The sequence below is a fragment of the Amycolatopsis sp. lyj-23 genome (assembly GCF_046549135.1).
In the GTDB taxonomy this organism is placed as follows: domain Bacteria; phylum Actinomycetota; class Actinomycetes; order Mycobacteriales; family Pseudonocardiaceae; genus Amycolatopsis.
Genome location: NZ_JAJPWN010000008.1, coordinates 39,561 through 61,528 on the forward strand (window position 1 = coordinate 39,561; position 21,968 = coordinate 61,528).

At 72.7% G+C, this 21,968-nt stretch carries 15 protein-coding genes and 1 other RNA gene; 4 read left to right on the forward strand and 12 right to left on the reverse strand.

The features are described from left to right. Positions 1–2,030: 2,030 nt before the first annotated feature. The 11 genes from ACLJPY_RS20575 to ACLJPY_RS20625 form a co-directional block, all read right to left on the reverse strand. Positions 2,031–3,032 carry a C40 family peptidase gene (locus tag ACLJPY_RS20575; RefSeq protein ID WP_410590645.1) on the reverse strand — a complete coding sequence of 334 codons (1,002 nt, stop codon included), beginning with the start codon at positions 3,030–3,032 and terminating at the stop codon, positions 2,031–2,033. Positions 3,033–3,034: 2 nt separating this feature from the next. After that, positions 3,035–3,637 carry a hypothetical protein gene (locus ACLJPY_RS20580; RefSeq protein WP_410590647.1) on the reverse strand — a complete coding sequence of 201 codons (603 nt, stop codon included), beginning with the start codon at positions 3,635–3,637 and terminating at the stop codon, positions 3,035–3,037. Between the two features lie 3 nt (positions 3,638–3,640). After that, on the reverse strand, positions 3,641–5,710 hold the full coding sequence (locus tag ACLJPY_RS20585; RefSeq protein WP_410590648.1) for a magnesium transporter: 2,070 nt from the start codon (positions 5,708–5,710) through the stop codon (positions 3,641–3,643). Further along, positions 5,707–8,658, reverse strand: coding sequence for an ATP-binding protein (locus ACLJPY_RS20590; RefSeq protein ID WP_410590650.1), 2,952 nt, complete (start codon positions 8,656–8,658; stop codon positions 5,707–5,709). Before ACLJPY_RS20590 ends, ACLJPY_RS20585 begins: the two co-directional genes overlap by 4 nt. A 3-nt stretch (positions 8,659–8,661) precedes the next feature. Continuing rightward, positions 8,662–9,198, reverse strand: a complete 537-nt coding sequence (locus ACLJPY_RS20595) for a hypothetical protein (RefSeq protein WP_410590651.1) — start codon at positions 9,196–9,198, stop codon at positions 8,662–8,664. Between the two features lie 13 nt (positions 9,199–9,211). Beyond that, the gene (locus tag ACLJPY_RS20600) at positions 9,212–9,478 is read right to left on the reverse strand and encodes a hypothetical protein (protein ID WP_247061182.1); all 267 of its coding nucleotides are present in this window, start codon (positions 9,476–9,478) and stop codon (positions 9,212–9,214) included. Positions 9,479–9,931: 453 nt separating this feature from the next. Next, entirely contained in the window at positions 9,932–10,786 is an 855-nt protein-coding gene (locus tag ACLJPY_RS20605) for an SCO6745 family protein (RefSeq protein ID WP_410590652.1), read from the reverse strand. A 180-nt stretch (positions 10,787–10,966) separates the two neighbouring features. Continuing rightward, positions 10,967–11,361: RNase P RNA component class A (rnpB, locus tag ACLJPY_RS20610), an RNA gene on the reverse strand. 20 nt (positions 11,362–11,381) lie between these two features. After that, complete coding sequence (locus ACLJPY_RS20615) at positions 11,382–12,617, reverse strand: NAD(P)/FAD-dependent oxidoreductase (protein ID WP_410590654.1); 1,236 nt, start codon at positions 12,615–12,617, stop codon at positions 11,382–11,384. Beyond that, positions 12,614–13,426 (reverse strand): ferredoxin, encoded by an 813-nt coding sequence (locus ACLJPY_RS20620; protein ID WP_410590656.1) that lies wholly within the window; start codon positions 13,424–13,426, stop codon positions 12,614–12,616. The genes ACLJPY_RS20615 and ACLJPY_RS20620 overlap by 4 nt, the downstream gene beginning before the upstream one ends. Before the next feature lie 8 nt (positions 13,427–13,434). Continuing rightward, the gene (locus tag ACLJPY_RS20625; protein WP_410590657.1) at positions 13,435–14,103 is read right to left on the reverse strand and encodes a DUF4142 domain-containing protein; all 669 of its coding nucleotides are present in this window, start codon (positions 14,101–14,103) and stop codon (positions 13,435–13,437) included. 249 nt (positions 14,104–14,352) lie between these two features. Here ACLJPY_RS20625 and ACLJPY_RS20630 point away from each other — a divergent pair, with 249 nt between their 5' ends. From ACLJPY_RS20630 to ACLJPY_RS20645, 4 genes are all read left to right on the forward strand, one after another. Further along, positions 14,353–14,931, forward strand: coding sequence for a sigma-70 family RNA polymerase sigma factor (locus tag ACLJPY_RS20630; RefSeq protein WP_410590658.1), 579 nt, complete (start codon positions 14,353–14,355; stop codon positions 14,929–14,931). Next, complete coding sequence (locus tag ACLJPY_RS20635) at positions 14,928–15,335, forward strand: hypothetical protein (protein ID WP_410590660.1); 408 nt, start codon at positions 14,928–14,930, stop codon at positions 15,333–15,335. Before ACLJPY_RS20630 ends, ACLJPY_RS20635 begins: the two co-directional genes overlap by 4 nt. 31 nt (positions 15,336–15,366) lie before the next feature. Next, a complete protein-coding gene (locus ACLJPY_RS20640) occupies positions 15,367–18,162 on the forward strand; it encodes an AAA family ATPase (protein ID WP_410590662.1) in 2,796 nt (931 codons plus the stop codon). A gap of 685 nt (positions 18,163–18,847) precedes the next feature. Beyond that, positions 18,848–20,089, forward strand: a complete 1,242-nt coding sequence (locus tag ACLJPY_RS20645) for an SLC13 family permease (RefSeq protein ID WP_410590663.1) — start codon at positions 18,848–18,850, stop codon at positions 20,087–20,089. On the opposite strand, the gene ACLJPY_RS20650 is transcribed toward ACLJPY_RS20645, so the two are convergent. After that, the gene (locus ACLJPY_RS20650) at positions 20,073–21,815 is read right to left on the reverse strand and encodes a hypothetical protein (protein ID WP_410590664.1); all 1,743 of its coding nucleotides are present in this window, start codon (positions 21,813–21,815) and stop codon (positions 20,073–20,075) included. The genes ACLJPY_RS20645 and ACLJPY_RS20650 overlap by 17 nt on opposite strands. Positions 21,816–21,968 lie beyond the last annotated feature (153 nt).

Genomic DNA, 21,968 nt, shown 5'->3' on the forward strand with positions numbered 1-21,968 from the left:
AGACGGCTGTGCGGCATCTACAGCCAACGGTTCCGAGGAGGCGGCCTGCGGTTCGGCGATCGGTGCAGCCGGCGGCTCCGAGAGAGCACCGGAGGGCTCCACCGATTCGGCGGTCGGTGCAACTGGCGGCTCTGAGGAAGCGCCAAGCGGCTCCCCCGATTCGGCGGTCGATTGCGCACCGCCTGCCTCAGCCGCCGTAGCCGACGGCTGCGGCTGCGGCTGCGGCTGCGGCTGCGGCTGCGGCTGCGGCTGCGGCTGCGGAACGACAGCTGCCACTTCCGGCGCGGTGGGCGCGCCTGTCGGGTCATCGGACCCGAGCGAATGGACCGGCTGTTGTTCGGCCGGAGCGGGCGCCTCGATTCCAGCCGCTTCGCCCGCCGTGGGCTCGGCTGGTTCGGGTGAAGCTTCCTCAGGCTGGGAACCGTTCGCCGACTGCGCCTCGGCCGCCGCGGGTTCGACCGCTTCCCTGGGAGCAGCCTCTGGCGCAGGTTCGTCGGATGCTGCTGAAGCACCTTCCGGCAGGCCGGAGTCCTGTGGCGCCGGTTCGTCCGAAGCTGAGGCAGCAGCTTCTGGCTGCTCGGGCTCCTGCAACACCGGCCCGCTCACAGCCGAACCGGCGGACTCTTGCCTCTCCGCCTGTGGCGAATCCGGTCCGCCAGGGGCCGAAGCATCCTGTGGGTGACCCGCCTCTTCCGGCCGCTCCGCCGCCGATCCACTCACGTCAGGCGCCGGTGCCTCCGCCTGACCGGACATCTCCGCCAGCGGCGGAACGGCAGCCTCTGACTGACCGGCGCTCTGCGAAACCGATTCGGCCGACGCCGGTGCGCCAACCTGGTCGAAGCCCTGCGGCGCCGACTCGCCGGAATCCTGCTGCATCGACTCGGCCGGTCCCGAAGGGGCAGCTTCCGGCTCCCCAAAGCCCCGCTGCCCCGACTCGGCCGCTACCGCAGCTTCCGACTGCTCAAAGCCCTGCTGCACCGGCTCCACCGGTCCCGCAGCAGCGGTCTCCGACTCCCCGAAACTCCGCTGCCCCAACCCGACCGGCGCCGGGGTAACAGCCTCCGGCGAACCCACAACCTCCTCCGGCCGAGCCACCGATGACGGCAACGCCACCTCAGGCTCCCCGGCCCAAGCCGGACGCGACTCCGCCGCCGCATGCCGCGGAGACGACTGAGGCGACTGCGGCGCCTTCACCGGCCCCGGCAAATCCGGCTCGGCCGCCACCGACCACTCCGGCGCCACCCCCGCCGCTCCAGGTGGGTGAGCCTCCTGACGGGACTGCGGACTCCCCCACACAGGCTCCGGGACCGGCTGCGCCGCGGGCGGCTGCGCCTGGACCGGCTGCGCCGGGGGCGGCTGGGCCTGGACCGGCTGCGGCACCGTTCGCCACACCGGAGCCGGGCCGATGTTCATCGGGGCCGGGGCCTGCCCAGGCGGGGCCGCGGCCGGGGGTGCCGGGCGGGCCGCCGGCTTGGGGATCGGGTCCAGGCACGACACCAGGACCGACGTGTTCTCCGGGTCGTCGACCTTGCGGCCGCTCCGCTCGCGGTAGACCATCTCGCCGTCGGCGTCCATCTCCACCAGGTAGCCCGCCTCCGCGAGCTGCTCCTCGTCGAGGTCCGCCAGCTTCTCGTACCGGGACGGCACCACCCGGTAGATCGGCCACGCCAGCCCCGCGTGCTCCGCGTGGAACTGGGCCAGCAGCGCCGCCATCTGGTGCTGCCATGGCAGCGACATGCCCTCCGCCAACGACCTCGGCAGGACGACGTACCCCGCGTCCACGCCCGGGTAGCCCTGGCCCAGCTGGTCGGCGAGCGGGGTGCTGGACGCGGGACGCGCACTCTGCCGGGGCGGCTGAGGCGCGCCGAACAGCGCCGCCGGGTCCCCGGGCTCGCCCGCTCCGGGCTTGCCCCGCCTGCCGAATTTGCGTCCCACGTGCTCATCCTCTGCCAGTACGCGGTCACCTGCTCGTGGAAGCGCCGCGACGTCGGTGAATCGGTCCGACCCTGTCCAGGCCCTCGCCACCCATGCTAAACGCCGGGACGGACCGCCTGCGGCACCAGTTCGCGCTCGTCGAACGAGAAGGCCCGGGTGTGCACCGGGACGCCCGTCTGCTGCGCTTCGACGATCTTGTTGTCGCCCAGGTACATCATCACGTGGTGGATGGACGCCGGGTCGGACGGGTCGGTGGCCAGGAACAGCAGGTCACCGGGCTGCGCCTCGCGCACCGGCAGCAACGCGCCGGCGTGGTACTGGTCCTGCGAGACACGCGGCAGGATGATCCCCGCCGACTCGTACGCCCGGAGCATCAGGCCCGAACAGTCGTAGGAATCCGGGCCCGTGGCGCCCCACACGTACGGCTTCCCCTGCTCGCCCAGCGCGAACTTGATCGCCTGCGCGGCGGCCTGGCTGGGCGGCAGCAGCGCGCCCATGCCGGTGCCGCAGGAGACGACGTCGACGACCTGGCCGACCGACTCCACCAGCGTGGCCGCCATCGGCTCCCACTTGTGGTAGCGGTCCGGGAAGCCCGAGCGCTCCACCGCCTGCGCGGCGTCGCCGGGCCGCTTGTTCTCCCAGTCCGGCACCGCGAGCAGCACGTCGTAGAACTTGTTGACCTCGTACGTCGGGTCGGTGACCTGCGCCACCGTGCCCCAGCCCATCGACGGGCGCATCTGGAAGATGCCCAGGGAGTCGCGGTCGCCGAAGGTCAGGTTGTGCAGGCCGGACTCGGTCATCCCGGCCTGGATCGCGACCTGCCACGCCCGCGGCGCCAGCGACCGCTGCTTGCCGAGCGAGATGATGAGCGCGACAATCCCGCGCTGCTCGTCGTCCAGTTTCGACGCGTCCACCGTGCCGCGGTCGCCCTGGCCGGGCTGGGTCGGCCCGACCGAGGCGTCGCAGCTCATCAGGTTCACGCCGCGAGCCTGCGCCTGCTGGTTGTCGATGACGACCTTCGCGGCGACCGCGGTCACGACCAGCGCGCCGATCGCGACGAACACGACCAGCCCCAGCCACAACCCCAGGCGCCGCACGGTCAGCTCGCCTGGTCGTAGTCGGCGACCCGCCAGCCGGCGTTGGTGCTCACCACCGTGATGGCCAGCTTCGGCCCGTCGGTCGGAATGGTGACCTGCACGGACTTCGGGTACGCCGTGCCGGCCACCGGCTCACCGGTGACCTTCGTCGCCGGGATGTTCGCCGGGTCGACCGTGCCCATCACCGGCAGGTACTCGTCGGTGGTGTACGGCTTCAGCTGCGCCAGCCACTGCGCCGAGGTCATGCCGGCCGGGTGGTTCACCCAGGCCGCGGCCCACTCCTTCGCGACGCGGATGGCGTCGGCATTCGGCGTGGTCGGTGTCGGCGTGGCCAGCGGCGTGGACAGCCGCGTCGGCAGATTGGACGTCGGGACGGGCGCGGCGACGCCGGGCGGGGTCGCGGTGACCGAAGTGGTCGTTCCCGGGCCGCCGGGTGCCGCCTTGGCCTGCGGTTTGCCGACGACCTTGGGCAGCACGATGCCGAGCGCGGTGACCAGGATGGCCAGGAACACCAGCGTCCCCATCAGGTGCCGCGGCGAGCGCAGCGGCCACCCCCACAGGCGCCGGTAGACCGCGGCGCGGCCGCGGTTGGTGCGGATCGGCATCGGTCACCGCCCCAGTACTTGGTCGGTGTCCCGCGGTTCCTCGCGGACCTCGATGCCCCGCGACGGCCGGTACAGCACGAAGACCGGCTTGCCCGCGACGACTTCGGGGTCCACGCGACGCGGCTGGGCGCGCACGCCCGGCGTGCGCGGCGCGTAGTCGCTGAACCCGGACTCGGGCGGCCGCAGGTCGGACGGCACGACGACGGGCTCCGGCTCGTCGCTCCAGCGCCGGTCGGCCACCGGCGAGGTGTCGACGCGCCGGCTTTCTTCCCGCGTCGTCGGACGGCCGCCCGCGCCGACGACGACGTACTCGCCGCCGTCGCTGCCGGCCGGGTTGTACTGGCCGAACACCGGGGCGCCGGGGCGGCCGCCCGCGGGCAGCGCGCCCGCGGAACCACGGGGGATGGACCCCGGCCACGCGCCGGACCAGGCCGCGGCCGGGCGGGCGGCGCCGGAGGTGCCGTCGAGGCGCTGGGCGTTGGCGAAGATCGTGGCTTCCGGCCGGAACCGGCCGCCGCCGGCGGTGGCCCCGAGCGGACCGCGCTGCTCGCCGTCGACGACGTCGTCGGTGTCGCGGACGTGCTGCCAGAACTCGTCCTGCGGGGTCGGGCCGTTCTTGTGCCGCCGGAACCGCGAGAAGATCCCGCCGCCGGGCGACGGCACGGCGGCGCCGACCATGCTGACCGACATCTCGACCATCTGCCACAGCCGCCGCACCGGGCGCCCGACCATGAACAGCAGCACGGTGATGAGCCCGGCGAGGACCATCTGCGTGAGCATGTTCAGCGAGTTGCCGGCGTCGAAGATGGCCTGCAGCAGCAACGCGTGCACGCCGGCGAGCACGGAGAGCACGACGAGGTTGAAGGCGACCCCGCCGGCGACCTTGAGCACGCGGCGCAGGATCTCCGGGTGCAGGAGGGCGACGAGGCCGATCAGCGGCGCGGTGAGGGCGAAGAGGCGGATAAGGACCTGGGCCAGGAGGACGCTCGCCTTGGCCAGGAGCTGGAAGAGGGAGTAGACGAGGGATTGGCCCAAGGCGAGGAAGCCGGCGCCGGTGCGGCCGCCGGCTTCGCCGGTGAAGTAGCCGGTGGCGGGGCCGAGCTTGGTGGAGATGTCCTTGTAGGCGTTCTTCTTGCCGTCGATGACGGCCTGGTTGCCGTCGTCGCCATTGCGCAGTTGCGCCCACGTGAAGGCTTGTGCGTCCAGGAGCGGACGGCCGTACTGCTCGGCCTGCGGCGCGGTCGGCGAGCCGAACTCCCCGCGGATCCAGTTCTTGTAGACGATTTCGTTGTGCAGGTTCGTCGGCAGCACGTGCCGGATGACCCGGTCGTTGGAGTCGTCGACGAACCCGGCCTGGATGTTCGTCGTGGTCTGGACGATGGCTTTGTCGATCGGGTCGAAGTACCGCAGCATCGCCAGCGATGACGCGGCGAGCCAGACGCCCGCCAGCGCGTACAGCGCCCGTTTGCTGACCGCGGCCAGGTCACCGCGCCAGATGTTGCGGAACAACATGATCGACATGATCAGCGCGACCAGCCCGAACAGCTGGGCGTAGATGTTGTTGTAGACCTTCTCCGCGCCCGACTTCACCGCGCTGTAGAGCGGGTTGAGCAGGCCGCCTTCGAGCACGGTGTAGTGCAGCGAGTTCGTTGCGCCGACGATGTTCTTGCCGAGGTTGAACAGCTGGTTGCCGCCCCAGGTGTCGAGCGTCGAGCCCGGTGGCGTCAGGCTGATGCCGGTGCAGTTCGTTTCGAAGGTGTTCCAGACGAACCCCGCGTAGCTGTAGTCGACGTACGGGCTGCCCGCCTCGCCGTGGCCTTCGGCGGGGTCGATCGCGCCGACCATGCCCGCGCCGGGGCGTTCCGGGTTGGGCGCCTCGCCGCAGGCCGCCGCGCTCGCCGCCGGAGCGGTCGCGATGGCCTGCAGCCCCAGGACGAGCATGACGGCGAACATCGTCGCCTTGCGTCCCGGCGTGCGCCGCCCCGGCCGCGGACCTTCCTTGATCCGCCGCTTGAGCGAATGCCACCCCGCGGCCAACGTCAGCACGACCGCCAGCGTCAGCACGGTGTTCATGCGGCGTCCCGGCCGGTGCCGCCCTTTCCGCCGGTGCGGGCGGGTTGCTGCCCGTTGGGCGACTCGACGCCGCCCTCCACCTCGCCTGTTTCGGTTGCCAGGGGGTCCGGGGCGCCGAGGAGGTTCTCGTCGGCCAGGCCGACCTCCAGTTCCGCCGCCAGCTCGAAGTCCTGCTCCAGCGCGATGTCGTCCTCCGGCGGGACCGCGACGTACGGCTTCTTCTCCTCCGCCGGCAGCGCCAGCTCGTTGCCCGGACGCCGCGACGGGGCCGCGTCCTTCGAACCCGGGGTCGTGTCCATCACCGCGCGCAGGTGGTCCAGGTGCGGGCCGGAGAAGTCGACGCGGATGCGCTCCACGCCGCCGGCTCCGTCGCCGAAGATGAACTGGCGGGGCTCGACGTCGCGCTCCAGGCCGCTTCGCTGGGAGCCGGGACGACGTCCCAGCGCCGCCACGACCTGCTCGTAGCCCACGCCGACCGGGACCTTCAGCAGCCGCAGCGCGTCCGCCTGGGCGTCGTCGTCGTCGAGGCGGCCCACGAACACCGAGTCCAGCAGGGCCACGAAACCCTGGATCTTCAGGAAGTCCGCCGGGATCTGGGACGACAGCAGGACGCGGACGTTCCACTTGCGCGAGTCACGCGCGAAGCGGTTCATCAGCACGCGCCCGGTCGGGACCTCCGAGAGGAAGAACGCCTCGTCGATCCAGACGCCCTTGCGCATCTCCTTCGGCTTCTCGTACACCGACCGCTGGGTCAGCCACGCCGCCAGGTTCAGCATCTCGACACCGAGCGACTCCGCGTCGGTCCAGTACTCGCGGGGGACGCCGTCCTTCGGCAGGGTCAGCCCGGCCATCGTCAGGACCGTCAGCCGGTCGTCGCGGGTCTCCGAGTACGGGTCCGCGTCCGTCTCCGGGATCAGCAGCGCCATCCGCTCGCGCATCTCGTCGAGGAAGTCCGCGACGACGCCCGCGTGCTCGTGGTGTTCCGACGAATCCCGGCGCAAGGCATCGATTACCTGGCCAGGATCGGCGTCGAACCGGCCGCCCACGGCCCGGACCGCGCGCAGCAGCACGATCCGCGTCTGCGCCATCCGGGACACCTCGTACGGCAGGACACCCGTCAGGACGTCCAGCACGAGACGCCGCCGCGTCGCGCCCGCGAGGGCCTTCTCACGGCGCCAGGAGCGCTCGGGGTCGTCCTCGTCCATGAAGTGCTCGATCAGCGGCTCGGCGACCACCCGGTACGGGTTGAGGATCCCCGGCTGGGCGTTGAGCAGGTTGATCGGACGCGCGTACGGCCGCAGCTCCGGCAGGTCGCACAACCGCGACAGCGGGCCGGAGGGGTCGAGGATCGTCCAGTTCGCCCCGGCGCGCAGCGTCTTGTAGACGATGCCACCGCCGAGGAACGACTTACCACCACCCAGGCCCGCCACCATGGCCGTCAGGCCGGAGCCGTCGCGGATCTCCTGGGCCATCCACGGGTCCCAGGCCACCGGGCGCCGCGTGGCCGTACACGTCTCGCCGAGCAGGATGCCGCGGCGGTCGCCGACCTCGGCGGTCGCCGTCGGGACCGCCGAGGACGCCCAGACCACCGACCCGCGGCGCATGTACGCCGCCGAAGCCAGCGGCTCGCCCGGGATGAACTCCCGCGCCATCGCGTACTGGGCTTCGGGGTGCTCGATGGCGATCTTCGGCTTGTACAGGTCGAGCAGCTGCTGGGCCAGGCGCAGCGCGTCGCGCTCGGTCGGGCCGGACACGGCCAGCCGCCACCAGGAGCGGACCCGGGTGGCCAGCGCGGTGAAGCCCGACGTCATCTCGTCGTCGATCTCCAGCACCCGGCTGGCCTGCCGGGACAGCGACTGCGGCGGTTCGAGCTCGTGCTCGTCGGTGTAGTGCTTGACCTGCGAGCGAACCTTGTTCATCTGCCGCTGCAGCTCGCCGGCCACGTCTTCGGGGCGGCGGACGTAGATGCGCGCGGACACCTCGACCGCGGCGGGCAGCCGGTCGGCGTGCTGGATCCACGGGTCGTCGACCTCGGGGATCTGCAGGCCGTGCATCTGCCCGACGGTGAGGATGGCCAGGTGCCGGGAGACGCCGGCGTTGGAGCCGGTGCGGCCGCGGACGGTCACCGTCGGCGCGTACGGCTCGGCGTAGAAGTCGGCGGCGTCGGTGAAGCTGGCCAGGTCTTCGGGCTCCCAGGCCGCGCCCGGCACCGCGGGCATGTTCCGCGGCGCGGGCAGGCCCAGCGAGCAGGACCGGTGCATCAGCCAGGACATCTCCTCGGCGTGCACCGGACGGCCTTCGAACCCGGCGCTGCCGATGACCTGGTCGAGGTGCTCGACCTCGGAGTCCAGCGCGGTCAGCTCGGCGTCGACGGCCTCGGGCAGGATCCGGCGCAGCACCGGCGCGGCCCGCTCGACCGCGCGGTCGACCATCCGCCGGGTCTGCACCTGGATGCCCAGGTAGACCTCTTTTTCGGCCATCGAGCGGCCCATCAGCTGCTGCTGCTCGCCGATCAGGTAGTCGTCGAAGGACAGCGCGCCCGGGACGTCGGCGGGACGGCCGTGCGCGTTGTAGACGTGCGCCTCGGCCCACATCCGGATCGGGTACGGGCGGTTCGTCACGCGCAGGTGCAGCCAGCGGCCCTGCAGCTCGGCGTACTGGCCGGCGATGGCCGCGATCAGGTCGCGCCGCTGGGAGTCCGAGCGGAACGACCAGCGCTGCGGCGCCAGCCGGTACCAGGCGTAGACCTCGACACCCGTGCGGACCAGGTGCCCGTCGATGCTGCGCACCGCGATCGACGGGGTGTAGGCGGGAATCGCCTGCTCACCGGGCAGGCGGGCCTTGTTGCCCGAGCCGTTCCGCGACGCGCGGACCTGCTCGGGCGGTTGCCACGCGCCCGAGTGCGTGTCCCGACCCCGTGTACCTCGGCTACCGCCGCGACCGAACAACGACTACCTCCCGGCCCGAGCCGGGTTGCCCCGGCTCCGGCGCGCTCGTGGTGCTCCCTGGTTAATCGACGCAGTGGCGCGAAGCGCCCCCGTTGAAGGTGGTGGTGGGGGCACGGCCGAACCGGCACCCAGCGGGCCGCCGTGGTGCCGGTACTGCCGTCTGCGGCGGTGCTTCGGCAGCGGGCGCTCGGCCCGCACCCGGACGCGGCTGGCGCTGACCGCGCCGCCCGTGCCCGTGCTCCGCACCCGGGGGGTGTTCAGCTCGCGGCCCGCCATCGCGACCACGGCGCCGAGCGGGCGCTCGTGGCTGATCTTGGCCGTGAGCAGCCGGGTGATCACGATGGTGGCGACGAACGCCCAGGCCGTCGAGAAGAACCCGAAGCTCCACCCGGCCCAGCGTTCGACGCCGAGCACCAGGAAGAACGTCGGGAAGCCGACGAGCCAGGCGACGTACCGGGCTCTCCAGGGAAAAGTCGCTTTCGGCGGGCCGAGCCACACGGCGTCGACCCGGTAAACCTCGTCATCGGTCCTGATGCGCACGCCGGCCCCGCCCTCAGCCGGTGAACAGGCCGGCGATCCACTGGCCCACGTTCACGCCCGCGCCGCTGACCGCGAGTCCGATGATGGCGAGCGCGATGACCACGCCGGCGAGCCGGCGCATGACACCGGCGTTGTCGCCCTTGCCGCCGCCCAGCCACAGGAGCAGGAGCGCGACGGACAGCAGCACCAGGGGGATGACGTTGTCGAGCAGCCACTGGCGCACGTTCCCGGTGCCCAGTTCGCCGGCGGCCAGCGTGTCGAGGGTGGTCAAGGTCATCATCGCGATACTCCCGGTGCGCGGTCGAGGCCGCGCGGTTCTGGCTCAGGCGGTGCTTCGAACAACATCATGGGGGCTACGAGGGGTAGTGGTCAAAGTGCACTGCGTACAGACCGGCTGGCTCGTCAACCGGCGTGGTGCGGGTGCCACGGGAAAACTCCACGCCCCCCATCATCGCGGCAAGGGGCCTCGGGTTGAAGCCCGGCCACCCATACTTCTCAGTGTGCTGACGAACTCACTCCATTGCCCGGGATTTGCTCACTGTGGGTACTTGCGCTCGCGCCGTTGTGCGGCCTGGAACAGTGTTGCATGACACGATCGGCCGTGTCGCGCGAGTCCGTTCTGTGACGGCCGTCCGCCGGTCGGCGCCTATGTCGATCTTGACCCCGCGTGCTGTCCGTCACGGCATGTCCGAAACTTCACCACTTTTTCACTACATAGCGTGATCTTGACCGTTCACGGTCGGCCGAGCGCGAACACCCCTTCGGGGAACGCGCCCGCGTCGACGACCCGTCGGCTGAGGCCGCGGCACAGTTCTTCGAGGCGGGCGGTCCGCTCGGCACCGAGGTGGTCCCACGGTCCTCGCGCGGCCGTTTCGGTGGCCGCCTCGAGGCGGTCACGCAGCGCGACGCCCGCGTCGGTGAGCGCCCCTTCGGCGTCGAGGACGCCCCGGTCCTTCAGCCGGTTCTCGGCGGCGGTCCACTGCTCGTCGCTCCAGCCGCGGGTGAGCTTGGCCGCGGGCGTGAAGAACCCGCGTCCGGTGGCGCTGTGGGTGACGAGCGCTTCGAGGCCGTCGATCCCTTCGAGGACGAGCGCGGCGATGTGCCCGTCGCCGCGGTGCTCGCGCAGCAGCGTGACGGCGTGCCAGAGCACCAGGTGCGGCTCGCCCGGCCACGGCAGGCCGGCGTGGCCCGCGTAGAGCGGACGGCCCTCCGGACGGCAGCCGGCGGTGGCTTCGCGCGCGAGCTCGGCGGCCTCGGCCACCTCGTCGCTCTTGACGTGCTCGCCGAGGAGCCGGGTCAGCGCCCGGTCGGTGCCTTCGAGCCGCGCGTCGAGGACCTGCTCCGGCGTCGCCAAGGTCCAGGCCCGCGGGATCGTGCGGGCGACGACCTCGGGGTTGAAGTTGTAGAAGGTGGCCGCGACGACGTCGGCTCCGACGGCCCCCATGGGCGCGGCCCGCCCGGCGAAGTACGGCATCCGCCCCGGCCGCAGCCCGACGCCGGCGAACGCGGCGTCGACCTCGGGCGCGAAGTACACGAACGCGTGCAAGGAGTCGAAAGCCGACTTGAACCGCTGCTCGTCACCCGCCATGAGCGCACCCTACTACCGGGTAACCCCCGCCGGAACCACATTCGCCCGGGCCGAAGCGGGCATCTCGCGTGATCCACGGGGCATCACGCGTGTCCGGATGGGCATCACGCGTGATCCGGCGGGCATCAGGCCGATGCCCCTTCAATCACGCGAGATGCCCCTGCAGTCACGGGCTCGGGGCGGACGAGCTGGCATGTAAGCCGGATCCTGTTCCCCGGTCGCCTTGCGGCTTCCGGGGCGGCGGCCATCCATCTCGGCCTGCCGTCGCCGGCAGGCTCCAGCGGCCTACCCGCAGGCTCGGACGGGCCGTCCTCGAACGCCTGCGCAGGAGCCCGGGGGCTCCCTCTTGGCCTTGCTCCGGGTGGGGTTTACCTAGCCGTCCCGGTCGCCCGGGACGCTGGTGGTCTCTTACACCACCGTTTCACCCTTACCCCCGTACAGGACGGAGGCGGTCTGTTTTCTGTGGCACTTTCCCGCGGGTCGCCCCGGGTTGCCGTTAGCAACCACCCTGCCCTGCGGAGTCCGGACTTTCCTCGAGCCGGGTCGCCCCGGCTCGCGACCGCCCTGCCAGCTCGTCCGCAGGCTGGATCGTAGCTCAGCGACCGGCCACCGCCCCCGTGCGGTGGCGGGGCCGGGCTTCGGGCGGCGGCTCGGCGGGCACCGGGTGCTGGCGGGCCAGTTCGGCGGTCCAGTGCAGGACGGCGGCGGGGCTGTCGAGGCCGATCAGGCCGACGAGCCCGCCGTGGCGGACGAAGCCGGTGATGGGCCGCGTGCCCGGGACGGGCGACTCCAGCAGCACGGTGTCCGTCGCGAGGGACGGCCGTCCGGCGACCTGGATCCGGACGCCGTGCTGCTCGGACCAGTAACGCGGCACCGGCGTGTAGGCCCGCGCCCCCTGGGGGCCGGTGAGCAGGTTCTCGGCGGCGGCGCGGCTCATCTCGACGGCGTTGAGCCAGTGCTCCTCGCGGTGCGGTGCGTGGTCGAAGCGGAGGTTGGGCCAGCGGGCGACGTCGCCGGCCGCGACGATCGTCGACGAGCCGACCACGTGGCAGGTCGGCGCGCAGACGACGCCGTCGTCCAGGGGCAGCTTGGCGCCGCGCAGCCAGGACACGGCCGGGACGCTGCCCACGGCGACGACGACGCAGGCGACCTCGACCGCGCGGCCGTCGGCGAACTCGAGGCCGACGTGCGTGGGCGCCGGCCGCCAGCGGCGGATGGTGGTGCCGAGTTCGAGGCGGACGCCGCGGGCGGTGTGCAGCGCCGTGAGCCAGTCGCCGATGTCGGGCCCGAGGACGTCGGCCAGCAGCGATCTCGCGCGGCCGAAGAGGACGACCTCGCGGTTCATCTCCCGCAGGCTGGAGGCGACTTCGCAGCCGATGAAGCCGTCCCCGACGACCGCCACCGGGCCGGGGTTCGTGGCGAGGGCGCGCTTGAGGGCGATCGTGTCGGCGAGGGTGCGGACGACGACCACGCGCGGGTGGCCGTGCGGCGCGCCCGGCAGCCGGCGCGGTTCGACGCCGGTGGCGATGACCAGGCCGTCGTACGGCAGCTCTTCGTCGCGGAGGTGGACGACCTGCCGGTTCGGCGAGAGCGCGGTGACCGGCGTGTCGAAGCGCCATTCGGCGTCGACTTCGAGGGGGTCGGCGAGCAGTGTGTCGGCGCGGCTGACCGCGCCGGTGAGCAGCTGCTTGGACAGCGCCGGCCGGTGGTAGGCGATGTCGGGTTCGGCGCCGAGCACGACGACTTCGCCGTCGAACCCGAGTTCGCGCAGCCGTTCGGCGGCGCGCAGGCCGGCGAGACCGGCGCCGGCGATGACGATGCGTTCGCTCATCGGGTGGCTCCCAACAGGTGGATGGCTCGCATGGGGCAGGCACGCGCGGCGGCCCGGACGCCGGGGACCAGCTGGGCACCGGGGCGTTTCTCGTACGCGAGCTGCCCGTCCAGGCCGAGCCGGAAGACCTGGGGCGCCTCGGCCTGGCAGACCCCGTAGGCGTGGCAGCGCTCGCTGTCGACGTCGACGCGCACGGTGGCCGGTTCCGGGCCGGCTCCGGCGGGCGGCGGGGCCACCAGCCCGGCGCGGGCCAGGACCGGGGCGGGCAGCACGCGCAGCACCGACAGCAGCACCGGCGGGACGAGCAGCGTGATGCCGGCGAGCCAGACGACGGCGAGGTGCCCGCTCGCGATGGCACCGAGCCACGCGTGCACGGCGAGCAGACCGATCGCGAGGTAGCCGGCCTGGTGGAACCGCAGCCAGCGGCCTTCGCGGGCGCCGCGGCGCAGGCCCGCGGTCACCGACACGGCGAGGACGAGCTCCAGCCCGGCGATGCCGAGCGCGTGCCGCGGGGTGCCGTCGTAGAACGGGAGGAGCAGGTCCGCGACGCCGAAGGGGTCGTCTTCGAGGAAGAGGAAGGTCAGCCCGTGCAGGGCACCGGTGGCGAGGGTGACGGCGGCGAGCGCGGTGTGCCCGGTGCGGATCGCGTCCTGGCCGCTGAACCGGCGGACCCAGCCGGTGGCGGCCAGGACGCCCCAGCACAGCGTCAGGCACATGCAGAGGTAGGTGAGGCGGCCGGAGAGCGCGGCGGCCTCGGCGATCCCGGTGTCGTGCGGCGACACCGGGACCAGCGCGGCGAACGGGGACATGGGGCGGCTTACCTCCGGGTGCGCGGCGCGGGCCTGCCGGGGGTTCCGAGCAGGCGGAGCAGGCCGAACGTGGCGACGGCGGCGAGGGCCACGAGAACGGCGCCGAGTGCGACGGCGCCGCCGCCGAGGGTGTCGTCCTCGGTGGCGGAGACGAGCAGGGACGTGGTCTCGGCGAGCCCGGTGCTCTCGAGCAGCGTCAGGTGCCCGAGTGAGGTGTCGACGGCGGTCTGGGCGAACGCGCGGACGTCGTCGTCGCGGGTGCCCGCGCGGACGTCGGAGGCGAGGCCGAAGAGGGTGCCGTACTCGGCGCGGAGGCGGTTGACGTAGGCGCGGTCGAACGCGTCGCCCGAGCCGGCGGCGATCTCGCCGGCCCAGGAGCGCTCCTGGGCTGTGGGCTCTCCCGGCAAGGTGACGGCGAGCCGGTCCGCGACCGCGCGCAGGGCGACCTCGAGCCGGGCCTGGTCGTCGGCGATGCGGAGGGCGACGGCACGCACGCGCCGGTTGGTGGCCCGCTCGACGGCGAGCCTGCTCGACGGCACGGCCCACAACGTGTGCTGCTTGAGCCGGATCAGCAGGGTGCGGTCGGTCTGCTGCAGTTCCCCGGCCGACGCCGGCACGGCGCAGCCCAGCACGAGCGCGGCCGCGGCGGCCAGCAACGCCACGAATCGGAGCGGCATCCCCGTTGTCCCTTCGCGAAGGAGTCCTCACCTCCTGTTACGGGGAGAAGGGGTGGTCCGGTTCTCGCCGTCACCCTTTGGTGACCTGTGACGTGTATCACAAGACGCATTGTGAACTCGTGCGCGGTGGCGGTCGTCGATGGTGCGTCGAATTGAGTGTCGAAACTAATGCATATGGCCTATTAAGTGTTTTTGCGCTACGCTCCGACGACCCCACGGTCCGCCAGTCAGGTGAGGTTGCGAGCTTCTATGGAAGAGCTGGGAAGAGAAAGTCGCGGCCACGTCGGCTACGCCTCGTCCGCCACGGCGGTCGACGCCGGCCCCGCGGCGGGCGACGACCTCGTCCCGTTGCTCTACAAGGACTTCCGAGCCACCCTGTTCGCGCAGGTACTGGCCTTGACCAACCACGACCGGCAGTGGACCGAGGACGTCGTGCAGGAGACCATGATCCGCGCCTGGCAGCACTCCGACACCCTCGAACGCGAGCCCGGAATGCTGCGCGGATGGCTGCTCACGGTGGCCAGGCGGATCGTCATCGACGGCTGGAGGAATCGCCGCGTCCGCCCGCAGGAGGTCGCTCTGGAGATCCCGGAAAACGCCGAGTCCACCGATCGCACCGACAGCTCGTTAGCCGCGCTAACGATTACGGGGGCATTGCGGGAACTGGACGCGAAATACCAGTCCGTCATCTACGAGACGTACCTCGCCGGAAATACCGTTCGACAGGCGGCGGAAATTCTCGGAATTCCGGAGGGGACCGTCAAATCGCGGTTGTACACGGCGATGCGGCAATTGCGGAAGGCGCTCGGGGAAGTGACGATCCGATGAGGGGCCGGAAGGGGGACGCCGCGGCGTACGGGCTCGGCGTCCACGACGATCCGGAAGAGTTCGAGGCCCACCTGCGCGGCTGCGCCCGCTGCCGGGGCCGGGTCGCCGGGTTCACCCCGGTGGCCGGCGCGCTGGCGGAGGCGGTGCGCCTGGGCTACCTGCCGCCGGGCGACGGGGCGGCCCGGCGCCGGAAGCCGGCGGGCCCGGCCGCGCTGCAGGGGCCGGCGGCCGGCCCGCTCCTGCTGCTCGCGCTCGGCGTGGCCGCGTTCACCCTCTGCGGGGCAAGGCCGGCCACGGGGAAGATCCGGTTCGCATCCGCTGCGTCCATCGTCTCCCCTGGTCAGGTCGTCGCCGGTACCGGCAGCGGTCCGCGGTCACTCCCGTGGTCGGCCGGTTTCCAGTAGTCTGCCCCAACCCAACATGAAAGTCCTTACGGTGGATACCGAAGTAAATCCCGAGCACCCCGGCAACGGGGCTTCGGTACCGAAGCGTCCCGCCCCGCGGCTCCCCGGCCGCGAGCCCGAGCTCGGCCGCCTGACCGGGCTCTTCCCGGTCGTGGTGGGCGGCGCGGCCGCGAGCGCCGTGCTGGCCGGTGAGTTCGGCATGGGCAAGAGCGCCACCCTGCGGACCGCCGCGGCGCTGGCCGCGGACGCGGGATTCACCGTCGCGATGGCCACCGGGTCGCGGCTGGAGAGCCACCTGCCCGGGGGGCTCGTCCGCCAGCTGGCCGAGGCGCTCGAGCAGCCGGGAGCGCCTCCGCGTCCGCCGGTCACCGAACTGTGCGGAGCGGCAGGCGAGAGCGAAGCGCTCGACCTCTTCTTCCGGATCGTCCGCGACGCCACCGAGCGGGGTCCGCTGTTCCTCGGCATCGACAACATCCACCTGGCCGACGCCTGGTCCATGCGGTGCCTGGCCTACGTCCGCAACCGCGTGCTCGACCTGCCGGTGCTGCTCGTCCTGACGTCGGTCGTCGGCTATCCCCCGCACCGCGAGGTCGCGCTGCTGGACATGGTGGGGAGCACCCCGGTCACGACCACGCTGAACGGCCTCGGCGACGCGGCCGCGGCCGAAATACTCGGCCTCGCCCCCGGGGAGCTGGCCTCCGCCTGCCGCGAGGCGACCGGCGGCAACCCGGTGCTGCTGCAGGCGCTGCGGCCGCGGCTGCTGCCCGGCGCGGACCCGCACGAGCTCGGCTCGTCGCTGATCGGGCAGGTGCTCACCACGCGGGTGCAGGAGTTCCCGCACGCACCGGCCATCCTGCACGCGGCGGCGATCCTCGGCGAGGACGCCGGCTTCGACCTGCTGGCCCGGCTGGCCGGCGTCGACGAGCTCGACGCGCTGCAGGCGATCGACACCCTGGTCCGGCTGCACGTGCTGAACAACAGCGACCAGCCGACGCTGACCTACTCCTTCGTCCGCAACTCGCTGCTCAAGGACATGCCGCAGACCACGCGGGCGGTCAACCACTCCCGGGCGGCGAAGCTGCTGACCGAGGCGGGGGCGCCGCCCGAGCGCGTGGCCGCCCACCTGCTGGAAGCGACGTCGATCCGGATCCCGTGGGCCGTGGACGTGCTGCGGCTGAGCGCGCGCGACGCCGTGTTCTCCGGACGGCCCGAGCTGGCCGCCCGGCACCTGCGGCGGGCGCTGGACGAGCGGCTCACGTCGGGGCGCCGGATGGCGGTGCTGCTGCAGCTCGCGCACGCGGAGTTCCAGTTCGACCCGCCCGCCGCGGCGAAGCGGGTGCGGGAAGCCGTCGACACGGTCGGCAACCGCGAGACCGCCGCGTACATCGCCACGGCGATGCTGCTGTCCCTCTGCGGCGGCCAGGACGCCCGGCTCGGGATCAGCGCGGCCGGGCAGATCGCGGCGCGGCTCGACGCCGGCGGCCCGGACGCCGTGTGGCCGCTGCTGTGCATGACCTACCTCGCCGAGGCCGGCAGCCGGCTCGGCCCGCCGCCGGAGTTCCGCGACTTCGAGGAGCAGTGGGCGCCGCTGACCGACCCGGCGGCCCAGCGGAGCCGCTCGGCGCTGCTGGCGCTGGACGCCGTCCGCAGCGGCGAGTCGGCGCAGGAGGCCGTCGGCCACTTCGCCGACGCGTTGACCGGCGACGACGGTGATTTCCTGTTCGAACAGCACTACTTCTTCACGCTGGCGACGGCGGTGCTCGCGGAAGAGCCGGCGCACGTCGACCGGCTGTGCCGGGTCCTCGACGTCGAGCGCGAGCCGTGGGACGTGCACGTGCCGCACGGCGCGCTGCCCACCCTGGCCCGCGGGATCGCGCTGCAGGCCAGCGGCGACCTGCAGCGCGCGAGCGTCCACTTCGAGTCGCTCCTGCGGCGGTTCGACGAGCGCGGCGGCACGACGACGTGCCCGGTCGGCGTGCTGTGCGCGGCCAAGCTCGTCGAGTGCTGGGTGGACCTGGGCCGGTTCGAGGCGGCGACGTCGCTGCTGGACCGGATGGACTTCGTCGCCAGCCAGGGCCTGTTCACGCACACGTACCTGCTGTACGCGCGCGGCCGCCTGCGCGTCGCGACGGGCTACACGCGCTTCGGGTTCGAGGACCTGCTCAGCTGCGGGCGGCGGCTGGCGCACCACGGCATGCGGTTCCCGGGGTTCGTGCCGTGGCGCGCGCACGCGGCGCGGGCGGCGCTGGCCCTCGGCCAGGCCGACGACGCGGCCCGCCTGGCGGAGGAGGACAGCACCGCCGCGGCCCGCTGGGGCGCACCCCGGCCGCTGGGCACGGCGCTGACGACGTTGGGCCTGGTCCGCGAGGACGACGAAGCCGAGCGGGCGCTGCAGAAGGCGATCACGACGCTGCGGACCTCGCCGTCGCGGCTGCAGCTGGCGACGGCGTTGACGGAGCTGGGCACGCTGCAGGCCCGCCACGGCCAGTCGGAGAAGGCGATCGAGACGCTCCGGCAGGCGGTGGAGCTGAGCGAGCAGTGCGGCGCGCGCCCGCTCGCCCGCCGGGCGGCGGAGGAGCTGAGATCGGCGCGGCGGGCGCTGACACCGGCGAAGGACAACGAGCACGGGCTGACCCGCCAGGAGAACCGCATCGCGGTGATGGCGGCGCAGGGGCTGACGAACCGCGAGATCGCCACGGCCCTGCACTTGACGCGGCGGACGGTGGAACTGCACCTGTCCGGGGCGTACCGGAAGCTGGGGATCCCGGGCCGGGCGGAGCTGGGTGGGGCGCTGGCGAAGTCTTCGCAGCGGGGGGACGGTCGCTGAGCTGGCGCGGGGTCGCGTGGGTCCGCGGGGCGGCTGCGCTGAGGCGCTGGATGGCGGGGCGCTGGCGGAGTCTTCGCAGCGGGCGGACGGTCGCTGAGCTCGCTGGGTGGGGTGGCCGCTGAGCTGGTGCATTGGTCCGCGGGACGGCTGCGCAAGGCGGCGGGCGGAGCTCGGCGGGGCGCTGGTGAAGTCTTCGCAGCGGGCGGATGGCCGCCGAGCTCGCTGGGTGGCCACTGCAGTGGGGCGGCTGGGCGGCTGGCTTGCAGGTCGATGGCGGCGGTGCTCGCAGCTGAAGTCGCGGGGCCGATGGCCGCTTGATCCGAGTACAAGCCCGCGAGGCGGATGGCCGCCGCCCCGGGCGCGAGCTCACGGGGCCGGAGATCGCCGAGCTGAGGCGCGAGGTGGCGAATCGATGGCCGCTCAACTCGGCGCGAGCTCCAGGCGACGACCACCGAACCGGGGCGAAGGCGGCGAGCCTCAGCCTCCGGAACCCGGGCAAAGGCGGCGAGCCTCAGCCCCCGGGGCTCAGGCGCGAGGCAGGGGGTCTCAGCCCGCAGAACTCAAGGCGCGAGCCGCCGGGCCACACTGCCGCCGTCCACTTCGGACTCCGACCCGCGGGGGCGCCCCCCGTCTTCCACACTACCCGGGGGGACCGACAAAACCGGACCGCAGTTAGCGTGAACGCGTGAATCTCCTCGCGGGCGCGGCCAGTCTGCTGCTGTTGGCCGGTGTGCTCGTCTTCGCCATCGTCCGGCCGCGGGGCTGGCCCGAGGCCGTCGCCGCCGTTCCCGCGGCCGGGGTCGTGCTGCTCCTCGGGCTCGTGAAACCCTCCGCCGCCGGGGCGCGGGCCGTGGAAATCCTGCCCACTCTGGGGTTTCTGGCCGCCATTCTGCTTTTGTCCTTTTTGGCCAGTGTCGACGGGGTCTTCTCCTGGCTCGGCAACCGGCTCGCCGAAGCGTGTCACGGACGGCCGCGGCGGCTGCTCGTGCTCACCTTCGCCGCCGCGGCCGGGGTCACCGCCGTTCTCAGCCTCGATGCCACCGTCGTGCTGCTCACGCCCGTCGTGCTGGCGACCGCCACCAGCCTCGAGCTGCCCGCGCGGCCGCACGTCTACGCGTGCGCGCACCTCGCGAACTCGGCGTCCACGCTGCTGCCGGTGTCGAACCTGACGAACCTGCTGGCCTTCGCCACGTCGGGGCTGACCTTCGCCGGGTTCACCGCGCTGATGGCGTTGCCGTGGCTCGTCACGCTCGCCGTCGAACTGCTCGTGTTCCTGCGCTTCTTCCGGGCCGACCTGCGGCCGCGCGAGACTGCCGAACCGCGGCAGCACCTCGAGACGCCGACGTTCGCGCTCGTCGTGCTCGGCCTGACGCTCGCCGGGTTCGCCGTGGGGCAGCTCGGGCACGTCGAGCCGGTCTGGATCGCGGCGCTGGCCGCGCTGGTCCTCGGCGTGCGCGCGGTCGCGCAGCGGAAGATCCGGCCGTGGCAGCTGATTACCGAGGCGGCGCCGCAGCTGTGCCTGTTCGTGCTCGGCCTGGCTGTCGTGGTGGAGGCGGTGTCGGAGCACGTCCTCGGCGGCGTGCTGCGCCAGGTGCTGCCGACGTCGACGGGCCTGGTCGACCTGCTGATCGCGGCCGGGGTGGCGGCGCTGCTGGCCAACCTGGTCAACAACCTCCCGGCCACGCTCATCCTGCTGTCGGTGCTGGGCCCGCACCCGGCGCCGGGCGTGCTGCTGGCGGTGCTGCTCGGCGTCAACATCGGCCCGAACGCCGGCTACCTCGGCTCGCTCGCGACCCTGTTGTGGCGCCGGACGCTCCCGGAGCCGCCCTCGTTCAAGACGTTCCACGTCCTGGGCGCGCTGACGACGCCGTTGAGCCTCGCCGCGGCGACCGTGGCGCTGTGGCTCGGCCTCAGCTGGGCATCGTGATCGTCTGGCCCGGCTTCATCGTCGGGCCGCAGTCGTCCAGCGGGCCGCCGAAGCGGTCCGCGGCCACCGCCGGGATCGTCTTCGCCGCGTAGTCCTGGGCCGCCTTCAGCTTGGCCGGGTCGGTGACCGCGTCCTTGCGGACCCAGTCGCCGTTGCGCAGGCCCTCGATCGGCGAGCTGTAGATGAGCACGTAGTCGCGGTCCAGGCGCTGGTCCAGCGCAATACCGTTGCCCGCCGCCCAGGGGCCCCACGAGTGGATGAACGTCGGCTTGACCGTGTCGAACACGTAGTTGCGCAGGCCCGCCAGGTCGTTGTCGTGCACCAGGTCGGCGATCGGCTTGTTGACCAGGCCGGCCATGTCGACCAGCTCGAGCCGGCTGGTCATCGACGAGCCGCCGAGGTCCGGCAGCAGCAGCGACGCCTTCGGCAGGCCCAGGATGTCGGCGTAGGTGTTGAAGCCGCGGCCGAAGCGGTCGGCCACCAGGCACGCCGTGATGTTCGGGTTCTTCGCGAACTTGTCCGCCGAGGCCGCGAAGCCGATCGCCGACGGGACGAACGCGCCCACCAGCACCACGACCACGCCGACGCGCAGGAGCGCCTGGCGGTGGCGCAGCAGCTCACCGGCCGACAGCGTGCCCGCGATGACCGCCAGCGGCCAGACCGGGCTGGCGAACCGGTGCTGGTACATCCAGTCGGCGACCATCACGCCGTACGCGACGATCCCCAGCCCCAGCGGCACCAGCAGCGCGACCAGCGACCGGCGCCACGGCGCCTTGGCCAGCGCGAACACGATCACCAACGCCAGCGCGACCACGCCGGTCCAGCCCGCGTAGCCGGCCAGCTCGAACGGCCGCTTCACGGCGTCGAACCCGGGCAGGCCCTGCTGCTTCGCCACCGACGGGTTCGCCAGCAGCCGCCCGAACTCGGCGTGCCGCCAGACGACGTACGCGCCGAACGGCACGGCGAACGCCGCCACCGACAGCAGCGCGAGGCGGAAGCTCTTCCAGAACAGCCCCGAGCGCAGCAGGAACAGCGCGGCCAGCGGGTACGCGCCCGCGTAGATGAGGCCTTCCGGCCGGGTCAGCGCGGCGAACGCCACCAGGACACCCGCCCAGAGCGCGACCTTCGGGGTCAGCAGGACGTCCCGCTTGACCGAGACGAACAGCGTCACGCCCAGCGTGACGACCGCGAACGCGAACAGCGAGTTCTCCAGGCCGGAGACGACCCAGATGACGTACGACGGGATCGTCGCCAGCGTCAGGCCGGCGACGAGCGTCGCGAGCCACGCGAAGCGGGTGAAGATCTGCTTCGCGGCGATGTGGCAGGCCGTCAGGACGCCACCGGTGAACAGCAGGCCCAGCGCCTTCGGGAAGAGCACGTAGTCCGGGACGCCGAAGAGCGTGCCGTGGTCGAAGAGGCCGACGAGCTTGCCGAGGCCGAGCAGCACCATCCACGTCGGGTCGGAGAAGCCCTCGACCGGCGGGGCGCCCGGCTGCAGCACCGGGCCGAGGCCGTCGGCGAAGCTGCGGGCGTAGGAGAAGGTGATGGCGGCGTCGTCGACGATCCAGTGGCCGTACCGGGTGGCGTGGACGGCGACGGCCGCGACGCCGGCGAGCACGGCCAGCACCGGCGCCAGGCGCGCGCCCCAGCCGCGGGTGGCCGTGGTGGTGGCCGGGTCCTCGGGGACGTCGCTCGGGGAGGTCTCGGTGAGTGCGCTAGCCGTCATGTCCTCGTCACTGTTCCGCCCGCAGGCTTCTGCCGGTGGGATACGCGCGAGCCGGCGCCCCCTGAGTGGATCCGTCGGCGGATCCGCCACCGCGGCGACGCGGTCGAGACACTGTAGCCAATACCCCATCCGGGGTCCGCCAGGCGTCGGTGT

Excerpts from the sequence above, each read along its gene's own strand:
- ACLJPY_RS20625 (WP_410590657.1), bottom strand. The coding sequence starts at position 14,103 with ATGCCGCTCCGATTCGTGGCGTTGCTGGCCGCCGCGGCCGCGCTCGTG.
- ACLJPY_RS20600 (WP_247061182.1), bottom strand. The coding sequence starts at position 9,478 with ATGATGACCTTGACCACCCTCGACACGCTGGCCGCCGGCGAACTGGGC.
- ACLJPY_RS20605 (WP_410590652.1), bottom strand. The coding sequence starts at position 10,786 with ATGGCGGGTGACGAGCAGCGGTTCAAGTCGGCTTTCGACTCCTTGCAC.
- ACLJPY_RS20620 (WP_410590656.1), bottom strand. The coding sequence starts at position 13,426 with ATGTCCCCGTTCGCCGCGCTGGTCCCGGTGTCGCCGCACGACACCGGG.
- ACLJPY_RS20650 (WP_410590664.1), bottom strand. The coding sequence starts at position 21,815 with ATGACGGCTAGCGCACTCACCGAGACCTCCCCGAGCGACGTCCCCGAG.
- ACLJPY_RS20585 (WP_410590648.1), bottom strand. The coding sequence starts at position 5,710 with ATGAACACCGTGCTGACGCTGGCGGTCGTGCTGACGTTGGCCGCGGGG.
- ACLJPY_RS20635 (WP_410590660.1), top strand. The coding sequence starts at position 14,928 with ATGAGGGGCCGGAAGGGGGACGCCGCGGCGTACGGGCTCGGCGTCCAC.
- ACLJPY_RS20580 (WP_410590647.1), bottom strand. The coding sequence starts at position 3,637 with ATGCCGATCCGCACCAACCGCGGCCGCGCCGCGGTCTACCGGCGCCTG.
- ACLJPY_RS20615 (WP_410590654.1), bottom strand. The coding sequence starts at position 12,617 with ATGAGCGAACGCATCGTCATCGCCGGCGCCGGTCTCGCCGGCCTGCGC.
- ACLJPY_RS20630 (WP_410590658.1), top strand. The coding sequence starts at position 14,353 with ATGGAAGAGCTGGGAAGAGAAAGTCGCGGCCACGTCGGCTACGCCTCG.